The sequence below is a fragment of the Actinomadura soli genome (assembly GCF_005889715.1).
Taxonomy (GTDB): domain Bacteria; phylum Actinomycetota; class Actinomycetes; order Streptosporangiales; family Streptosporangiaceae; genus Spirillospora; species Spirillospora soli.
Map to the genome: position 1 here is coordinate 1 of NZ_VCKW01000166.1, position 19,112 is coordinate 19,112.

14 protein-coding genes are annotated in these 19,112 nt (G+C 71.9%); 8 read left to right on the forward strand and 6 right to left on the reverse strand.

Going from position 1 to position 19,112, the window contains the following annotated elements; all coding sequences use genetic code 11:
* Positions 1-732 precede the first annotated feature (732 nt).
* The 5 genes from ETD83_RS27370 to ETD83_RS27390 all read left to right on the forward strand — a co-directional run bounded on the left by ETD83_RS27370 (position 733) and on the right by ETD83_RS27390 (position 6,461).
* Positions 733-1,563: a hypothetical protein gene (locus ETD83_RS27370; protein WP_138648089.1), complete on the forward strand. Its 831-nt coding sequence runs from the start codon at positions 733-735 to the stop codon at positions 1,561-1,563.
* Positions 1,564-1,575: 12 nt separating this feature from the next.
* A complete protein-coding gene (locus ETD83_RS27375) occupies positions 1,576-3,594 on the forward strand; it encodes a fumarate reductase/succinate dehydrogenase flavoprotein subunit (protein ID WP_138648090.1) in 2,019 nt (672 codons plus the stop codon).
* Positions 3,591-4,361: a succinate dehydrogenase/fumarate reductase iron-sulfur subunit gene (locus ETD83_RS27380; RefSeq protein WP_138648091.1), complete on the forward strand. Its 771-nt coding sequence runs from the start codon at positions 3,591-3,593 to the stop codon at positions 4,359-4,361. The genes ETD83_RS27375 and ETD83_RS27380 overlap by 4 nt, the downstream gene beginning before the upstream one ends.
* A 331-nt stretch (positions 4,362-4,692) precedes the next feature.
* Positions 4,693-5,391 carry a Crp/Fnr family transcriptional regulator gene (locus ETD83_RS27385; protein WP_138648092.1) on the forward strand — a complete coding sequence of 233 codons (699 nt, stop codon included), beginning with the start codon at positions 4,693-4,695 and terminating at the stop codon, positions 5,389-5,391.
* A 50-nt stretch (positions 5,392-5,441) separates the two neighbouring features.
* Positions 5,442-6,461: a LysR family transcriptional regulator gene (locus ETD83_RS27390; RefSeq protein WP_138648093.1), complete on the forward strand. Its 1,020-nt coding sequence runs from the start codon at positions 5,442-5,444 to the stop codon at positions 6,459-6,461.
* A gap of 28 nt (positions 6,462-6,489) precedes the next feature.
* Here ETD83_RS27390 and ETD83_RS27395 read toward each other — a convergent pair whose 3' ends face one another.
* The 4 genes from ETD83_RS27395 to ETD83_RS27410 form a co-directional block, all read right to left on the reverse strand.
* Positions 6,490-7,242: a succinate dehydrogenase/fumarate reductase iron-sulfur subunit gene (locus tag ETD83_RS27395; protein ID WP_138648094.1), complete on the reverse strand. Its 753-nt coding sequence runs from the start codon at positions 7,240-7,242 to the stop codon at positions 6,490-6,492.
* Positions 7,239-9,176 (reverse strand): fumarate reductase/succinate dehydrogenase flavoprotein subunit, encoded by a 1,938-nt coding sequence (locus ETD83_RS27400; protein WP_138648102.1) that lies wholly within the window; start codon positions 9,174-9,176, stop codon positions 7,239-7,241. The genes ETD83_RS27395 and ETD83_RS27400 overlap by 4 nt, the downstream gene beginning before the upstream one ends.
* A 2-nt stretch (positions 9,177-9,178) precedes the next feature.
* Positions 9,179-9,868 (reverse strand): succinate dehydrogenase cytochrome b subunit, encoded by a 690-nt coding sequence (locus tag ETD83_RS27405; RefSeq protein WP_138648095.1) that lies wholly within the window; start codon positions 9,866-9,868, stop codon positions 9,179-9,181.
* A 177-nt stretch (positions 9,869-10,045) separates the two neighbouring features.
* Positions 10,046-11,269 carry a PP2C family protein-serine/threonine phosphatase gene (locus ETD83_RS27410; RefSeq protein ID WP_230421221.1) on the reverse strand — a complete coding sequence of 408 codons (1,224 nt, stop codon included), beginning with the start codon at positions 11,267-11,269 and terminating at the stop codon, positions 10,046-10,048.
* Between the two features lie 302 nt (positions 11,270-11,571).
* Here ETD83_RS27410 and ETD83_RS27415 point away from each other — a divergent pair, with 302 nt between their 5' ends.
* Both ETD83_RS27415 and ETD83_RS27420 read left to right on the forward strand, forming a co-directional pair.
* On the forward strand, positions 11,572-13,278 hold the full coding sequence (locus ETD83_RS27415; RefSeq protein WP_138648097.1) for an ABC transporter transmembrane domain-containing protein: 1,707 nt from the start codon (positions 11,572-11,574) through the stop codon (positions 13,276-13,278).
* Positions 13,275-15,005: an ABC transporter ATP-binding protein gene (locus ETD83_RS27420; protein ID WP_138648098.1), complete on the forward strand. Its 1,731-nt coding sequence runs from the start codon at positions 13,275-13,277 to the stop codon at positions 15,003-15,005. The genes ETD83_RS27415 and ETD83_RS27420 overlap by 4 nt, the downstream gene beginning before the upstream one ends.
* Positions 15,006-15,016: 11 nt before the next feature.
* Here ETD83_RS27420 and ETD83_RS27425 read toward each other — a convergent pair whose 3' ends face one another.
* Positions 15,017-15,409 (reverse strand): nitroreductase family deazaflavin-dependent oxidoreductase, encoded by a 393-nt coding sequence (locus ETD83_RS27425; protein WP_138648099.1) that lies wholly within the window; start codon positions 15,407-15,409, stop codon positions 15,017-15,019.
* A 24-nt stretch (positions 15,410-15,433) separates the two neighbouring features.
* On the reverse strand, positions 15,434-17,527 hold the full coding sequence (locus tag ETD83_RS27430; protein WP_138648100.1) for a S9 family peptidase: 2,094 nt from the start codon (positions 17,525-17,527) through the stop codon (positions 15,434-15,436).
* Positions 17,528-17,735: 208 nt separating this feature from the next.
* Here ETD83_RS27430 and ETD83_RS27435 point away from each other — a divergent pair.
* The coding region (locus tag ETD83_RS27435) for a serine/threonine-protein kinase (RefSeq protein WP_138648101.1) at positions 17,736-19,112 on the forward strand (1,377 nt) is incomplete at its 3' end.

Below are 19,112 nucleotides of genomic sequence, written 5' to 3' on the forward strand. Positions count from 1 at the left end.
CGGGGGTGGTGTGTGCGGCCTGGTCCCCCGCGAGGTCGTCGCGGCCGGAGTCGTTGTCGCTCATCGGTCCCGTCTCGGCGCGGCCCTGGTCGGGGCGCGTGCTGTGCGTAGTCCGTCAGTCTATGAAGGCGGCGGAATCACGGGGGAGCGTGCACCTCCACCTATTGGATGCGTGAGAGGTCCGTTTTGTTGACAGGAGTGCGGAAAACTCGGCGTTGTGACGGTGCGGTGCCGGTTCGTGGCATTCCGCACGATCCGGACGGACGGCGCCCCGCCGAGCCGGCGCGGCTCGTCGAGGGCCTGCTCCGGGAGGTCGGGCCCCGGTCGTGCGCGGCCCCACCCGAGGAGGCGGCGTCCGGATCAGGCCGAGCGCGCCATGCCTTAGCGTGCTCGTCTCCATTCCGCTGGGCAATAACAACTGGTTATGGATGACAGGCGGTGCCGAGGTGCCCTTCGGCGGATAAAGTCTGTGGTCAGACTCACATATGGGTTCTCCCTGTTATGTATGTCACAGCTCCCGTCAGGTGGCGTAAGGTCGCTTCGCTAGAAGCGCACACGAGGCGTCACCGCCCGCATGCGGCACGGCCTCCGGCCGCCGTCTGCGGCTCCGGCCGGGGCGCACCATCAACGGGCCGAGGGCCCGGATCCAGGGGCGACGGCCGGGCGCGACGGACGCATGGGTGCGCGCAGACCGTGATACGGGGACACGACCCGAGCTCAGGAGAGCGATCGATGAGCACTGTGGAGGCGCCGGCCAAGTCGCGCGCCCAGATCAAGGAACGCACGCTCCGGAAGGACAACTGGCGCCTGTATCCGGTCACGACTTTCGTGATCTTCACGGCATGGGTGGTGTACGCGACCGTCCGGGCCTTCTGGGGCTCGGCGTTCTACGTCCCGGAATTTCACTACCTGACGCCGTTCTACTCGCCGTGCTTCAACGAGATCTGCAACGACGTGACGGTGAACGGCCACACCGGCAGCGCGGCGGAGTTCGGGACGTTCCTGCCGGAGTCCACCCGGGGCTGGATCCCCTTCGCGGCGATCTCGCTGCCGTTCCTGCTGCTGTTCCGGCTCACCTGCTACTACTACCGGAAGGCGTACTACCGCTCGTTCTGGGCGTCGCCGTCCGCGTGCGCCGTCAAGGAGCCGCACGGCAAGTACACCGGCGAGCGGCGCTTCCCGCTGATCGGGCAGAACCTGCACCGCTACTTCTGGCTCGCGGCCGTCCTCATCTCGCTCGTCAACACCTACGACGCGATCCTCGCCTTCCACGGGAAGGACGGCGGGTTCGGCATCGGGCTCGGCACGCTCATCCTGGTCGCGAACGTGGTCCTGCTGTGGCTGTACACCCTGTCGTGCCACTCGTGCCGGCACATCGTCGGCGGACGGCTGAAGAACTTCTCCAAGCATCCCTTCCGGTACCGGATGTGGGGCTGGGTGTCCAAGATCAACGAGCGGCACGGCATGTACGCGCTGATCACCCTGGGCTCGCTGGTGGCCGCCGACCTGTACGTCGCGCTCGTCGCCAGCGAGACCATCTCCGACCTGCGTATCTTCAACTGAGGCCAAGGAATCATGACTGAGATCGAGAGGCACTCGTACGACGTCGTGGTCATCGGTGCCGGCGGCGCCGGGCTGCGCGCGGCGATCGAGGCGCGCCTCCAGGGCAAGAAGACCGCGATCATCTCCAAGTCGCTGTTCGGCAAGGCGCACACGGTGATGGCCGAGGGCGGCGCCGCCGCGGCGATGGGCAACGTCAACGCCAACGACAACTGGCAGGTCCATTTCCGCGACACCATGCGCGGCGGCAAGTTCATGAACAGCTGGCGGATGGCGGAGCTGCACGCCAAGGAGGCCCCGGACCGCATCTGGGAGCTGGAGCACTGGGGCGCGCTGTTCGACCGCACCAAGGACGGCAAGATCAGCCAGCGCAACTTCGGCGGGCACGAGTACCCGCGGCTCGCGCACGTCGGCGACCGGACGGGCCTGGAGCTGATCCGCACCACGCAGCAGAAGGTCGTCGCGCTGCAGCAGGAGGACCACGCCGAGCACGGCGACTACGAGGCCCGGCTGAAGGTGTGGGCCGAGACGACGGTGACGCGGCTGCTGAAGGACGCCGACGGCAAGATCTGCGGCGCGTTCGGCTACGTCCGCGAGACCGGCAAGTTCGTCGTGTTCGAGGCGCCGGCCGTGGTGCTGGCGACCGGCGGCATCGGCAAGGCGTTCAAGGTCACGTCCAACTCCTGGGAGTACACCGGGGACGGGCACGCGCTGGCCCTGCTGGCGGGCGGGACGCTGCTGAACATGGAGTTCGTGCAGTTCCACCCGACCGGGATGGTCTGGCCGCCGTCCGTCAAGGGCATCCTCGTGACCGAGTCGGTGCGCGGCGACCGCGGCGTCCTCCGGAACTCCGAGGGCAAGCGGTTCATGTTCGACTACATCCCCGAGGTGTTCAAGCACCAGTACGCGACGTCCGAGGCGGAGGGCGACCGCTGGTACGACGACCCCGACAACAACAAGCGCCCGCCGGAGCTGCTGCCGCGCGACGAGGTGGCGCGCGCGATCAACTCCGAGGTCAAGGCGGGCCGGGGATCGCCGCACGGCGGGGTGTTCCTCACCGTCGTCGACCGGATGCCGGGCGGCGCCGAGGAGATCAGGCGGCGGCTGCCGTCGATGTACCACCAGTTCAAGGAGCTGGCGGACGTCGACATCACGGCGGAGGCGATGGAGGTCGGCCCGACCTGCCACTACGTGATGGGCGGCGTGGAGGTCGACCCCGACACCGGCGCCGCGCTGGTGCCGGGCCTGTTCGCGGCGGGCGAGGTCTCCGGCGGCATGCACGGGTCGAACCGGCTCGGCGGCAACTCGCTGTCCGACCTGCTGGTGTTCGGCCGCCGGGCCGGGCTCGGCGCGTCCGAGTACGTGGACGGGCTGGACGCGCGTCCCGCCGTCCCGGACGCGGAGGTCGACGCGGCGACGGCCGAGGCGCTGGCGCCGTTCGAGCGGGAGGGCGGCGAGAACCCGTACGCCGTCCACGCCGAGCTGCAGCAGACGATGAACGAGCTGGTCGGCATCATCCGCAAGGAGGCGGAGCTGGAGCAGGCGATCGCGTCCCTCGGCAAGCTCCGCGAGCGCATCGCGAACGTGAGCGTCGAACCGGTCGCGGTCGGCGCCGGCGGGCGCGGCTACCACCCGGGCTGGCACCTCGCGCTGGACCTGCGCAACATGCTGCTGGTGTCGGAGGCCGTCGCGAAGGCGGCGCTGGAGCGGCAGGAGAGCCGCGGCGGCCACACCCGCGACGACTACCCGCAGATGTCCGCGGACTGGCGGAAGGTCAACCTGGTCTGCTCGCTGGCCGGCGACCCGTCGTCCCCGCACGTCGCGCTGAAGCGGCAGGCGATGGAGCCGATGCGGGGCGACCTGCTCGACCTGTTCGACAACGACGAGCTGAAGAAGTACCTGACCGCCGAGGAGCTGCCCGCGGGCCTCGCCGAGGAGGCCAAGGCCGAGGAGGCGGGGGAGGCCGCGGGGCCGGGCGCGACCGCGGCGGCCGCCAAGGGTGACGCCAAGGACGACGAGGAGGACGGCCGATGAGCTACGAGGCCAAGTTCAAGGTCTGGCGCGGCGACGACGGCGACGGCGAGCTCACCGACTACACCGTCGAGGTGAACGAGGGCGAGGTCGTCCTCGACATCATCCACCGGCTGCAGGCCACGCAGGCCCCGGACCTCGCCGTCCGGTGGAACTGCAAGGCGGGCAAGTGCGGCTCGTGCTCCGCGGAGATCAACGGCATGCCGAAGCTGCTGTGCATGACCCGGATGTCGACGTTCGACCCGGACGAGACGATCACGGTCACGCCGGTCCGCACGTTCCCCGTCATCCGCGACCTCGTGACGGACGTGTCGTACAACTACCAGAAGGCGCGGGAGATCCCGTCGTTCGACCCGGGCGACGCCAAGCCCGGTGAGCTGCGCATGCAGCAGGTGGACGTCGAGCGCTCGCAGGAGTTCCGCAAGTGCATCGAGTGCTTCCTGTGCCAGAACGTCTGCCACGTCATCCGCGACCATGAGGAGAACAAGCCCGAGTTCTCCGGCCCGCGCTTCCTGATGCGGATCGGCGAGCTGGAGATGCACCCGGCGGACGTGTCGGACCGGCGCGAGATCGCGGCGAAGGACCACGGGCTCGGGTTCTGCAACATCACCAAGTGCTGCACCGAGGTCTGCCCCGAGCACATCAAGATCACCGACAACGCGCTGATCCCGATGAAGGAGCGGGTCGTCGGCCGCAAGTACGACCCGGTGGTGTGGCTCGGCAGCAAGCTCGGCATCGTCAAGAAGGGCCAGGACACGCCGTCCGCCTGACGGCGCCGGCCTCGACCGGCCGTGGATCTTCGCGAGCGTCCCCCGCCGCCCCGCGCGACGGGGGACGCTCGCGTTTCCGTCACGCGAGGACGTCGCTCTGGCATGCGGCGTCCCCGTCCCGCGACGGGCGGCGTGCCCCCGGGCCGCCGCCCGTCGTACCGCCGTTCCCCTGAACGCGGTGGACGTTGGGTGGCCTCCCGGCCGCACACGCCATGAGCAACCCTCACCCGCGCCCGCCCATTGGAGTAGGGATTAGTGCACACAACGCGTGATTGAACCGTGATTGTTTTCCGGGACCACGGGAAGCCCCGGTCCCTTTAGCGTGGTGGACATGAGCGCCCTCGAACCGGGCTCGTTCCTTGCCGATCTCACTCAGGCGGAACGCGAGGACCTGGAGTCACGTGGCCGCGTCCGCGAATTCGCACGGGGGGACACGCTCTTCGTGGAGGGTGAGCAGCCCGGCTGGGTCGCCGTCCTGCTGAGGGGCCGGGTGAAGGCGTTCTCCTACCGGGAGCAGGGCGGGGAGGCGCTGCTCGCGGTGCGCGGCCCGGGCGCGCTGCTCGGCGAGGTCGCCGCGATCGACGGGCTGCCCCGCTCGGCGTCGGTGGCCGCGCTGGAGCCGGTGCGGGCGCTCGCCGTCACGGCGGACGAGTTCATGGCCTTCCTGCAGTCCCACGGGCGCGTCTCCATCATCATCATGCGGATGCTGTGCCAGCGCTGGCGCGACGCCGACCGCAAACGCGCCGAGTTCGGCATGTTCGACGCCACCGGACGCGTCGCGCAGCGCCTCGTGGAGCTGGCCGAGCGGTTCGGCGTCCCGTACGAGCGGCGGACGGGCCCGGACGCGGGCGGCCAGAGCGTCCGCATCACGCTGAACCTGTCGCAGGAGGAGCTGGCGGGCTGGGTCGGCGCGTCCCGGGAGGCGGTCAGCAAGGCGCTGCGCACGCTGCGCGCGCACGGCTGGATCGAGACGGGGCGGCGGCGGCTGATCGTCCACGATCTCCAGGCCCTGCGCCGCCACGCCCGCTAGCGGCACCGCAGGTGCGGGCGGCGGGACGGGCGGCACGTAACCTGTGCAGGATGCAGTTGCAGCAGCTCGCCTACTTCGTCGCGGTCGCGGAGGTACGCCACTTCACGCAGGCCGCCGAGCTCCTGCGGGTGGCGCAGCCTTCGCTGTCCAAGCAGATCCGTTCGCTGGAGTCGGAGCTGAACGTCTCCCTGTTCAGCCGCGCCAGGGGCAACATCACCCTGACGCCCGCCGGTGAGGCCCTGCTGCCGCTGGCCAAGCGCATCCTGGCCGACGTCGACACCGCCCGCCTGGAAGTGCAGGAGCTGGCGGGCTTGAAGCGTGGGCGGGTACGGCTGGGCGCTACGCCGTCCCTCTGCGCGGGCCTGCTGGCGGACGTCCTCCGCCGCTTCCACGACGCCTACCCGGGTATTCAGCTCCTCGTCGAAGAGGGGGGCTCGCGGGATCTCGTCCGGGAGCTGACGCGCGGGTCGCTCGACATGGCCCTGGTCATCCTTCCGCTGCACGGTGACCCGCCCCTGGACACGACCCCGATCCTGCGGGAGTACCTCGTCGTCGCCTCTCCGGCGGGCCGCCCGTCCGATCCTGAGCACGGGCACGCCGCCCCGGAGCGCTCGCTCAAGGCGGCGACGCTGCCGCGCCGTCCCTACCTGCGGATCGAGGATCTCCGGAACCGTCCGCTGGTGATGTTCCGTCCGGGCTATGACCTCCGCGAGGCGACGATCAGCGCGTGCCGCGAGGCGGGCTTCGAGCCCAGGTTCGCGGTGGAGGGCGGCGAGATGGACGCCGTGCTGCGGTTCGTCGAGGTCGGGCTCGGTGTCGCGGTCGTCCCGAGCATGGTCCTATCCGGACGGCCCGGGCTGCGCGGAACGCCGCTCGTCCTGCCCGACGAGGAGGCGCGGCGCGGTCATCACGGCCCCGGCCTCCTCCGGACGATCGCGCTCGCCCACCGCAAGGACGTCGAACTGACCCACGCGGCACGCGCCTTCCAGGACACGCTGCAGACGTTCCTCGTGGAGGCGGGCCTAGCCGGGAGCCTTCCCGCAGGCGTGGAAACCCTCGTCCACGACTAGCGGCCCACGCGCCCGGCCCGCCCGGCGGTCAGCGCTTCTTGCCGCCCGCGGTCGCCTTCAGGTAGTCGTGGTTGAGGCGGCCGATGACGTCCAGCGGGATGCCCTTCGGGCAGGCGGCGGTGCATTCGCCGGTGTTGGTGCAGCCGCCGAAGCCCTCCTCGTCGTGCGTGTCCAGCATGGACACGACGCGGTCCCAGCGTTCCGGCTGCCCCTGCGGCATCAGGCCCAGGTGGGTGACCTTGGCGCCGAGGAACAGGGCGGCGGACCCGTTGGGGCAGGCCGCCACGCAGGCGCCGCAGCCGATGCACTCGGCCGCCTCGAAGGCGCGGTCGGCGTCCGGCTTCGGGACGGGCGTCGCGTGCGCCTCCGGCGCGGTGCCGGTGGGGGCGGTGATGAAGCCGCCCGACCCGATGATCCGGTCGAACGCCGAGCGGTCGACGACCAGGTCCTTCACCACGGGGAACGCCGCCGCGCGCCACGGCTCGACGTCGATGACCTCGCCGTCCTCGAACTTGCGCATGTGGAGCTGGCACGTGGTGGTGTTGCGCTCCGGGCCGTGCGGTGTGCCGTTGATGACGAGCGAGCACATGCCGCAGATGCCCTCGCGGCAGTCGTGGTCGAACGCGACGGGCTCCTCGCCGGACGCGATGAGCTTCTCGTTGAGGACGTCCAGCATTTCCAGGAACGACGCGTCGGGGGAGACGTCGTCGAGCTTGTACTCGACCATCCGGCCCTTGTCCGCCGGGCCGCTCTGGCGCCAGACGCGCAGTGTGAGCTTCACTTGTACGACCTCTGACTCGGCTTGACGTATTCGAAGTCGAGGGCCTCCTTGTGCAGGACGGGCAGCTCGCCCTCCCCGGCCCATTCCCAGGCGGCGACATAGCCGAAGTTGGCGTCGTCGCGCTTGGCCTCGCCGTCCTCGTCCTGGCTCTCGGCGCGGAAGTGGCCGCCGCAGGACTCGGTGCGGTGCAGCGCGTCGACGACCATCAGCTCCGCCAGCTCGAAGAAGTCCGCGACGCGTCCCGCCTTCTCCAGCTGCTGGTTCAGCTCCTCGCCCGTGCCGGTGACCTTGACGCGCTCCCAGAACTCGGCGCGCAGCGCCGGGATGAGGTCGAGCGCCTTGCGCAGCCCTTCCTCGGTGCGCTCCATTCCGCAGTACTCCCACATGATGTGGCCGAGCTCGCGGTGGAAGGAGTCGACGGAGCGGTCGCCGTCGACGGAGAGGAGCTTGTCGATGCGCGCCTTGACCCTGTCCTCCACCTCGGTGACGGCGGTGTCGGCGACCGGCGGGAGGGGGTTGCGGGCGATGTAGTCGCCGATGGTGTTCGGCAGGACGAAGTAGCCGTCCGCCAGGCCCTGCATCAGCGCGGACGCGCCGAGCCGGTTCGCGCCGTGGTCGGAGAAGTTCGCCTCCCCGATGACGAACAGTCCCGGGATGGTGGACTCCAGGTCGTAGTCCACCCACAGGCCGCCCATCGTGTAGTGGACGGCCGGGTAGATGCGCATCGGCGTGTCGTAGGGGTTCTCGCCGGTGATGCGCTCGTACATCTGGAAGAGGTTGCCGTACTTGGCCTCGACCTTGTCCCGGCCGAGCCGTCCGATGGCGTCCGCGAAGTCGAGGTAGACGCCGAGCCCGCCGGGGCCGACGCCGCGCCCCTCGTCGCACACGTTCTTCGCGGCGCGGGACGCGATGTCGCGCGGGACGAGGTTGCCGAACGACGGGTAGATGCGCTCCAGGTAGTAGTCGCGCTCGTCCTCGGGAATGTCGTAGGGCTTGCGCGTGTCGCCGTGCTTCTTCGGCACCCAGACACGGCCGTCGTTGCGCAGCGACTCCGACATGAGCGTCAGCTTGGACTGGTGGTCGCCGCTGACCGGGATGCACGTCGGGTGGATCTGCGTGTAGCACGGGTTGGCGAAGTGCGCGCCGTGCCTATGGGCGCGCCACGACGCGGTGACGTTCGAGCCCATGGCGTTCGTGGACAGGAAGTACACGTTGCCGTAGCCGCCGGACGCCAGCACGACCGCGTCCGCGGTGTAGTGCTTGATCTCGCCGTTGATGAGGTTCCGGACGACGACTCCGCGCGCGCGCCCGTCCTCCATGATGAGGTCGAGCATCTCGTGGCGCGGGTACAGCTCCACGTTGCCCGCCTCCACCTGTCGCATCAGCGCCTGGTACGCGCCGAGCAGGAGCTGCTGGCCCGTCTGGCCGCGCGCGTAGAAGGTGCGCGACACCTGCGTCCCGCCGAACGAGCGGTTGTCGAGCAGGCCGCCGTACTCGCGGGCGAACGGGACGCCCTGCGCGACGCACTGGTCGATGATGTTCCGGGAGATGTCGGCGAGCCGGTGCACGTTCGACTCGCGGGAGCGGAAGTCGCCGCCCTTGACCGTCTCGTAGAACAGCCGGTACACGCTGTCGCCGTCGTTGCGGTAGTTCTTCGCGGCGTTGATGCCGCCCTGCGCGGCGATCGAGTGGGCGCGGCGCGGGGAGTCCTGGAAGCAGAACTGGACGACGTGGTAGCCGGCCTCGCCGAGCGTCGCCCCGGCGGAGCCGCCCGCCAGGCCCGTGCCGATGATGATGATCTTCTTCTTGCGCTTGTTGGCCGGGTTGACCTGCTTGGCCTCGAACTTGCGGGTCGTCCAGCGGTCCTCGATGGGACCGGCCGGGGCCTTGGCGTCGGCGATCGGCTCGCCGGACTGGTAGAAGGCGTCGATCATGATCAGCTCACCCACCCGAATGTGATGGACAGGGGGACGGCGGCGAACCCGAGCGTGACCAGCCCGGCGACGGTCGCGGCGAGGCCCCGCAGGCCGCGCTCGCGGCGCGGCGTGCGCAGCCCGAGGGTCTGGAACGCGCTCCAGATGCCGTGGTGGAGGTGCAGGCCGACGAGCACGATCGCGAGGACGTACCAGACGGTGATGTACCAGCGGGACGGGTCGAAGTCGGCGACCATCCGCTCGTAGGGCGTGGCGTCGGAGCCCTTGGGGTTCACGACGAAGAACGTCAGGTCGAGCAGGTGCCAGACGACGTACACGGCGATGATGACGCCGCCGTACCGCATCGTGTGGACGGCGTACCCCTGTGCGTGCGACTTCTTCTTCGACCGGTACTTCACCGGACGCGCGTGCGCGGCGCGCTTGCCGAGCGACACCGCCGACCACATGTGCAGGACGACCGACACCCCGAGCACGACCTCGATGAGCGTCAGCACGGTCCGGCGCGGCACCGCGGGCTCGCCGATCGTGCGGAGCCAGTGCGCGTAGTGGTTGAAGTCCTCCGCGCCGAAGAAGATCTTCAGGTTCCCGACCATGTGCGCGATCAGGTACAGCACGAGGATGCCGCCGGTCACCGCCATCACGGCCTTCTTGCCGACAGTCGACCGGTAGATCGCGGGTATCGCTATAGCCACACCGCGGACGCTACGTCCGCCTCGGGTAAGAGTTCCAAGTCATCGGAGCACTCGTTTCGATAGCCGCAGGCTATGAGGCGAGCAGAACGGGCGTTAAGCCCCTGCTGGGACGAACGTGCAGGTGAGTGACTTCACAGGGCGCGCGGGAACCCGTCCCGGAGTGATCCAGAAGACACGTCAGCCCTGGTGGGACAGCAGGAGAACGGCCAGGTCGTCGGTCAGGGCGCCGCCGTTGAGACGTTCCACTTCGCCGACCAGCTCGTCGATGAGCGACCGTCCGCCGATGCCCGTGCCGCGCGCCGCGTGCGCCAGCCCGACGAGGCCGTCGGTGCCGAGCCGCTCGGAGCCCTCGCCGACCCGGCCCTCGATCAGGCCGTCGGTGTACAGCAGCAGGCTCCAGGACTCGCCGAGGTCGATCTCGGTCGTCGGCCACTCCGCGCCGGGCACCAGGCCGAGCGCGGGCCCGTGCGCGTACTCCGGCAGCGCCGTGACCTCGAAGCCGCCCGCCCTGCCGGGGCCGGACGCCTCGCGGAAGAGCAGCGGCGCGGGATGCCCGGCGAGGTGCATCCGGGCGGTCCGCCGGGACGGCGCGATCGTGATCATGCAGAGTGTGGTGAAGATCTCCTCGTTGCGCCGCTCGTGGCCGAGGACGGTGTCGAGCGTGCCGAGGAGCTGCTCGCCGGTGTGCCCGGCGAGGACGAGCGTCCGCCACGCCATCCGGAGCTGGACGCCGAGGGCCGCCTCGTCCGGGCCGTGGCCGGCGACGTCCCCGATCATCAGGTGGACGGCGCCGCCCTCGGTCTGCACGGTGTCGTAGAAGTCGCCGCCGAGCAGCGCCCGCCGCCGGCCCGGCCGGTAACGGGTGTGGTGCCGCAGCGACGGGTCGTCGATCAGCGGGACGGGCAGCAGGCCGCGCTCCAGCCGGGCGTTCTCCCGGCCGAGGATGCGGGCCTCGACCAGCCGCCGCTCGGTCTCCTCCGAGCGCTTGCGCTCGATCGCGTAGCGCACGGCGCGCGCCAGCAGCGGTGCGTCGACCTCCTGTTTCACCAGGTAGTCCTCGGCTCCGGCGGCGACGGCCCGCACGCCGAGGTGCGCGTCGTCCAGCCCGGTGAGGACGACGACGGCGGCCGTCCCCGACAGCGCGAGCACCTGCCGCAGCCCCTCCAGGCGGTCGATGCCCGCGGTGGACAGGTCGACGAGGATGCACTGGGTGCGCCGCGTCAGCGCGCGCCGCGCGGCGTCGAGGTCGCCGGCGACCGCGATGCCGACGTCCAGGCCGCTCTCGGCGAGCATCTTCTCGACCTTGAGGACGTCGGACGGGTCGTCGTCGATGAGGAGCAGGTCGATCCTGCCCTCTGCTCCGGGCGTGAAGGGATGCGTCTGATGACTGATGGTGCTCACAATGCTTCCGGAAGTCGGGCTTGCGACGGCACTGGCAACGGCATGCGCGTTCCGCTTTATTCCTACGGTCGCAGGCGGGCGGTACGGGCCGCGCCGGGGGAGCGGCATTGGCCTAGCCGCCGGGTTCCCGGCTCATGGAGCGGAGGGAGGGGGCGCTCCGTCGATCCGACCTTAGCGTGTCCTCACGTCCCCGCGCACCCTAGGGGCGCCTCCGAAGCGCTGTTTACGGACAGACCGGAACCGGATCCGTCCTGCTGAAAAACCAGTCGAACTTCGGCCGATCGGCCGCATAACCTTCGTCCGTGAAGCCGTTGCCGGAGAAAGATCCTGGCAGCCCCGACCACAGATCCTCCGCGCGCTACCTGCTGTGGCTGCTGCGTGTCCAATGGCGCAGCTGCACCGCCGGCGCGCTCCTCGGCGTGGTGTGGATGCTCAGCCAGGCCCTCATGCCCGCCGCGATCGGCCGCGCCATCGGCGACGGCGTCGCGGCGCGGGACGAGCACGCCCTGCTCGCATGGAGCGGCGTGCTGCTCGGCCTCGGCGTCACGGCGGCGGCGACCGGCGCCGTCCGGCACCGGTTCGCGGTGTTCAACTGGCTGTCGGCCGCGTACCGGACGGTCCAGCTCGTCACCCGCCAGTCGACCCGCCTCGGCGGGACGCTGCCGAAGCGGCTGAGCGCGGGCGAGGTGGTCAGCATCGGCCTGTCGGACGTCTCGCACATCGGCGACACCCTGGACATCGTCTCCCGGGGTTCGGGCGCCGTCGTCTCGATCATCGCGGTGGCGGGCATCCTGCTGTCGACCTCGCCGCCGCTCGGCCTGATCGTGCTGGTGGGCGTCCCGCTGATCCTCGCCGTCGCGGCGCCGCTGCTGCGCCCCTACCGGGACCGGGAGCTGGCGCACCGCGAGCTCGTCGGCGAGCTGAGCACGCACGCCACCGACCTGGTCGCGGGCCTGCGGGTGCTGCGCGGCATCGGCGGCGAGCCGCTGTTCTCCCGCCGGTACCGCGCCGAGTCGCAGCGGGTCCGGGCGGCGGGGACGGCGGCCGCGCGGGCCGAGACGCGGCTGAGCGGCGCCGAGGTGCTGCTCCCCGGGCTGCTGATCGCGCTGGTGACCTGGGTCGGCGCCCGGTTCGCCGTGAACGGGACGATCGGCGTGGGCGAGCTGGTCGCGTTCTACGGCTACGCCGTGTTCCTGATCGTCCCGCTGAAGACCCTCGGCGAGGCCGCCGGCAAGATCACCAAGGGGCTGGTGGCGGCGGGCCGGGTCACCGCGCTGCTGTCCCTCGACCCCGAGCTGCCCGCCGCCGGGACCGCCCGCCCGGCGGCGGGCGCCGAGCTGGTCGACATCGCGTCCGGGCTGGTCGTGCGGCCGGGCCGGGTCACCGCGATCGCGGCGGCCGACCCGCGCGACGCGCAGGCGATCGCCGACCGGCTCGGCCGGTACGCGCCCGGCGAGGTCGACTTCGGCGGCGTCCCGCTGCACGCCGTGGCGGACATCAGGAAGCGGATCCTGGTCGCGGTGAACGAGGACCGCCTCTTCGCCGGGCCCCTGGCCGAGTCGCTGGCGCCGGACGGAGACGAGGCCACGCTGCGCGCCGCGATCCATTCCGCGTGCGCTGAAGACATCGTCGCGTCCTCCGGCCTGGACGCCTATGTCGCGGAGGCCGGACGGGAGTTCTCCGGCGGCCAGCAGCAGCGTCTTCGCCTGGCGCGGGCGCTCGCCGCCGACCCGGACGTCCTCGTCCTGGTGGAGCCCACCAGCGCCGTAGACGCGCATACGGAGGCGCGCATCGCCGACAGGCTCGGGCCAGCGCGCGCGGGACGCACCACCGTGGTGTGCACGACGAGCCCACTCATGCTGGACCGGGCCGACCACGTGGCCTTCGTCCAGGACGGCCAGATCGTCGCGGAGGGAACGCACCGCGACCTGCTGGAGACCGAGCCGCGCTACGCGGCCACCGTCACCAGGGGAGAAGCGACGGAACGAGCGGAAAGGGCGGGACGGTGAGCGCGGAGACACTGCCGGTCGCGACGCCCGCGCAGGTGCGCGCCTACGCGCGGCGGCTCGTCGTGCGGCATCCGCGCGACCTGGCCGCCGTGCTGGCCCTGCACGCGCTCGCCGCCCTGACCGGCCTGGTGACCCCGCGCCTGCTCGGCGCGCTCGTCGAGGACGTCCGCGACGGCCGCGCCGACATCGACACCACCGGCCTCGCCATCGCCGGCTTCGTGATCGTGCAGGCCGTGCTGACCCGGTACGCCTACCTCGCGTCCGCGAAGCTGGGCGAGCGCGTGCTGGCGGAGCTGCGGGAGGAGTTCGTCGACCGCGTCCTGGCGCTGCCGCTGTCGAGGGTCGAGCGGGCGGGCACCGGCGACCTGGTCACCCGCGCGTCCCGGGACGTGGACACGCTGGGCACGTCCGTCCGGTACGCCATGCCGGAGACCCTCGTCGCGATCGTCGTCGGCGCGTTCACGGTCGGCGCGCTGCTGCTGAACGGCCCGCTCGTCGCGCTGCCCGCGCTGGTCGCCGTCCCGATGCTGTGGGCGGTGATGCGCTGGTACCTGCCCCGCGCGCACGGCGGCTACCTGCGGGAGAACGAGTCCTGGTCGCGGATCGCGGACGGGCTGACCGAGACCGTCCAGGGCGCCAGGACGGTCGAGGCGCTCGGCCTCGCGGACCGCCGTCACGCCCGCGGCGACGCCGACATCGCGGGCTCCTACAAGGCGGAGCGGTACACGCTGCGGCTGCGCATGGTCCTCTTCCCAGCGGCCGAGTTCGGTTTCGTCCTGCCCGTCGTGACGACGATGCTGGTCGGCGGTTACCTCTACATCCACGACATGGCGTCGCTCGCGCAGGTCACCGCCGCGACCCTGTACGCGCAGCAGCTCATCCAGCCGGTGGACACGCTGCTGTCCTGGCTGGACGAGCTGCAGCTCGGCGGCGCGTCCCTGGCCCGCCTGCTCGGCGTCGGGAACGTCCCGCCGGACCGGACGCCGAACGGGCGCAGCCCGGGTGGGGAGCGGCTCACGGCCCGCGACGTCCGGTACGCCTACCGTCCGGGAGAGGACGTCCTGCACGGCGTCGATCTCGACCTGAGACCCGGTGAGCGGCTCGCGATGGTCGGGCCGAGCGGCGCGGGCAAGTCGACGCTCGGCCGCCTGCTCGCCGGAGTGGACGGCCCGCGCTCGGGCGCGGTCACCATCGGCGAGGACGGGGCCGGCGTGCCGCTGGTCGAGCTGCCCCTGGACGATCTGCGCGGCCACGTCTCCCTGGTCACGCAGGAGCATCACGTGTTCCGCGGGACGCTCCGGGAGAACCTCGTGATGGCGCGTCCGGGCGCGTCCGACGCCGACATCGAGCGGGTCCTCGCCGCGGTCGACTGGGACGGGCCGGGTCTCGGCACCGCCGTCGGCTCCGGCGGCGAGACGCTGTCGCCCGCGCAGGCGCAGCAGCTCGCGCTGGCGCGGCTCGTCCTGGCCGATCCGCACACGCTCGTCCTGGACGAGGCGACCTCGCTCCTCGACCCGCGCGCGGCCCGCCGCCTGGAGCGCTCGCTCGCCGCCGTCCTCGACGGCCGGACCGTCGTGGCGATCGCGCACCGCCTCCACACCGCGCACGACGCCGACCGCGTCGCCGTCGTGGAGGACGGCCGCATCACCGAACTCGGCACCCACGACGAGCTCATCGCCGCGAACGGCTCCTACGCCGCGCTCTGGAGATCCTGGCACGGCGCGTAGCCGCGGATTCCTCAGTCTTGCCGGGGCTCCTCCACCGACAGGTGCAGGAAGTCGTTCACCCCGGCGAGGCCGAGGATCGGGCGCACGGCCGCCGGAACGGCCTTCCGCGCCGGGTCGTGGACGATCCGCGGATCGGTGAGGCGCACCCGCTTGCCACGCCATTCGAGGTCGCAGCCGCCGGCGGCGACGGTGTTCTTCACCCAGTCGGAGTCCGTTCCGTAGGTGAGCGCGGCGACGTAGCCGCCGGGCTCGCGGAAGATGTTGATCGGGGTCCGGTGCACGCGGCCCGTCCGGCGGCCCTTGTGCAGGACGATCCCCCATCCGGGCGCGCGCCCCGCGAACAGCCCGGTCACCCGGTTGGTCGCCACCCGGTTGACGCGGGCCACGAACTTCGGAATCGGCATGGGATCACCTCTCGGGGAGCGGCCTCACCTGGTGAGGGCCGATTTGAGGAAGTCGACCTGCAGATGCATCAGATTCTCCGCGACCTCCTCCTGCGACGCCATGTGCGTGACGCCCGACAGGGGCAGGACGGTGTGCGGCCGGCCCGCCGCGAGCAGCGCCGACGACAGGCGCAGCGTGTGGGCCGCGACCACGTTGTCGTCCGCCAGCCCATGGATGATCATGAGCGGGCGCTTCAGCTCCCCGGCCGACCCGATGAGGGAGTTCGCGGCGTAGTTCTCCGGCTCCTCGTCGGGATGGCCCAGGTAGCGCTCGGTGTAGTGGGTGTCGTACAGGCGCCAGTCGGTGACCGGCGCGCCCGCGACACCGGCGTGGAACACGTCCGGGCGGCGGAGCACGGCGAGGGCCGCGAGCCAGCCGCCGAACGACCAGCCGCGGATCCCGACGCGGTCGAGGTCGAGCGCGGCGGGGTTGCGGCGCGCCGCCTCGATCAGCGCGGTGATCTGGTCGTCCAGGACGGGTCCGGTGAAGTCGCCGTGGACGGCCCGGTCCCAGTCCGGGCCGCGTCCCGGGGTGCCGCGCCCGTCGGCGATCACGACGGCGAAGCCCTGGTCGGCGAGCCACTGCGCCTCGCAGTACATGCGCTGGACGGCGAGGACGCGCTGCGCGTGCGGCCCGCCGTAGGGGTCCATGAGGACGGGCAGGCGCCCGTCGCCGGGCTTCCACCCCGTCGGCAGCAGCACCGCCGTCCGGATCTCGCGGTCGCCGGACCGCAGCAGCTGCACCCGCGGCGTGATCACGGGCGTCTCCGCGAGCGACACGACCGGGTGGGTGCCGGACGGCGTCCGCACCTCGACCTCCGTGCCGGGACGGTCCAGCCGCGCCCCCGCCACCACGGTGATCTCGCCGGAGGCCGTCCCGCCGAAGACGCCCTGCCCCTCGGTGTGCCGGGCCACCTCACCGTCGTTCCACGTGTAGAGGTGGACCTCGGTGGGCTCCTCCGACGCGCTGAACAGGATGGACCGTCCGTCCACGCCGAGGACCGACCGGACCTGGAGGCCGCCGGGCGTGACGGGCTCCCCGGCGACGGTGATCCGCCGGGTGCCGGTCGCGCGGTCCTCGGTGACCCAGACGAGGTCGCCGTCGCCGGTCCGGACGGGCAGCCCGGGGACGATGTCGGTCCACGCCGCGTCGGACTCGGTGTGCAGGAGGGCCGTCTCGCCGGACACCGGGTCGACGCTCAGCACCCGCTGGGACCGCTGGTCGCGCGGCTGGACGACGATCAGCAGGCCGTGCCGGTCCCACGCGGCCGTGACGACGTAGGGGAAGGTGCCCCGGTCCCAGGCCACCGCCGTCCGGGCGTCCGCCCGCCCGCCGTCGATCTTGAACAGCACCAGCCCCACCAGCGCGTTCGGGGTGCCGGCCGCCGGGTAGGCGATCTCGGCGGGCGGCGCCTCCGGGTTCGCGGGGTCGGCGATGTGCCAGCGCAGCACCGGCGTCTCGTCGACGCGGGCGGCCAGCAGCGTCCCGCCGTCCGGGGACCACCAGTGGCCCCGCATCCGGTCCATCTCCTCCGCGGCGATGAACTCCGCGAGGCCGTAGGAGACCTGGTCGGTCTCCGGCTGGACGAGCGCCCGGTCGCCGGTGCCGTCCATCTCGATGACGCGCAGCGTCCGGCCCGACACGTAGGCGATCCGGCGGCCCGCGGGGTCGGGACGCGGGTCGAAGACCGGTTCCTGCGCGGGCAGCTCGCGCACGATCGCGGTGTCGAGATCGGCGACGTAGAGCCGTCCGCCCAGGGTGATGGCGGCCTGCCGCATGGCCCGGTCGGTGGTGTAGCCGACGATGCCGCCCGCCTGCTCCCGCGCGCGCTCGCGCCGGGCCCGCTCCTCGGCCGGCAGGTTCTCCTCACCGGGGACGTCCAGCGCCGCCGGGTCGGCGACGCACCGCTCCTCGCCGGTCGCGGTGTCCAGCGTCCACAGGCAGGTCACCGGGTCGTCGCCCGCCCTGGTGCGCAGGAACGCGACGCGGGACTCGTCCGGTGCGATCTGGAAGGCGCGCGGGACGCCGAGGCTGAACCTTCGCGTGCGGGCGCTCTGCCGCGGATAGCTGATGCTCATGCCACCCGAGTCTGCCAGCCGGAGACCGGCCTGCCGCAGGGCGGCCGGGTGGAATCGAGCAGCGCGAACGGCGGCGCGCCGTGGCCTCCTGCTCTATGATCACGGGTCGTCGCCTGGCGAGCCGGGAATGTCACGTGACCGGTACCGGGCTCGCGTAAGCTCAAAGCTTCCCCAAGCACATTTGTCGTCGCGCTCTGAGGAGTGGTCCATGCCGGAGCTGCAGCCGGGAGATCCCCGGCGGCTTGGCTCGTACGAGATCGTCGAACGGCTCGGAGAGGGCGGCCAGGGCGTCGTCTACGCCGGCCTCGACGCCTCCGGGAACAAGGCCGCCATCAAGCTCCTGCGCGCCGACCTGGCCGCCGACACGATGGCGCGCAACCGGTTCGTCCGGGAGGCGCAGGCCGCCAAGCAGGTGGCGCGGTTCTGCACCGCGCAGGTCCTGGAGGCCGACGTCGCGGGCGACCAGCCCTACATCGCCAGCGAGTACGTGCCGGGGCCCTCGCTGTTCAAGCAGGTCACCGACAGCGGCCCGATCTCCGGGGCGACGCTGGAGCGGCTCGCGATCGGCACCGCGACCGCGCTCGTCGCGATCCACCAGGCCGGGATCGTGCACCGCGACTTCAAGCCGCACAACGTGATCATGGCGCCGGACGGCCCGCGCGTGATCGACTTCGGCATCGCGCGGGCCTTCGACACCGACCAGACCAACGCGACCAAGGCGATCGGGACCCCGTCCTACATGGCGCCCGAGCAGGTCGCGGGCGCCACCCTCACCGAGGCCGTGGACGTGTGGGCCTGGGCGACCACGATGGTGTTCGCCGCGACCGGGCGCCCGCCGTTCGGCGACGACACGGTCGTCGCCGTGATCAACCGGGTGATGCACGAGCCCCCGTCGCTGGAGGGCGTGCCCGCCGACCTGCACCGGCTGATCGCCGCGTGCCTGGTCAAGGAGCCGGAGCGGCGGCCGACCGCGCAGCAGATCATGATGGCGCTGATCGGCAGCGGCCCCGGCGTCGCCGGGCAGACCCGCATGGACGACCCCGCCCAGGCCACCACGATGCTCGCGGAGGGCTCCACGCTCGCGGCGGGCGGCATCGCGGGCGCGGGGATGGCGGCGGCGGCCGGCCGGTCCCAGCCCGGCGGCGCGACCCAACGCGTGTCACCGGCCGACTACACCGGGAACCTGCCGCCCGCGCGCTCTCCGTACGGGGCCGGTCCGCCGCCGGGCGCCCGCCGCGGCCGGTACGACGACTGGGAGCCGCCGCGCAAGTCCAAGTGGCCGATCGTCGCGGCCGTCGCCGCCATCGCCGTCCTGGCGCTGGTCGTGGGCGTGTACGCGGCGACCCGGGGGAGCAACGACCCGTCCTCGCCCGTCTCCCCGTCGATCACCGACTCCGGGTCCGTCTCGGAGGCGCCGACGACGGAGGAGGAGGACGAGCCGACGCCGACGCGCACCCGGACGCGCGAGAACACGCCCCCGCCGACCTCCGAGCCCCCGCCGAGCACCCCGACGGGCGACGGCACGCCGACGAACACCCCGACCGACGACGACACGCCGACCACGCCGGCCACCACGCCGACCGGT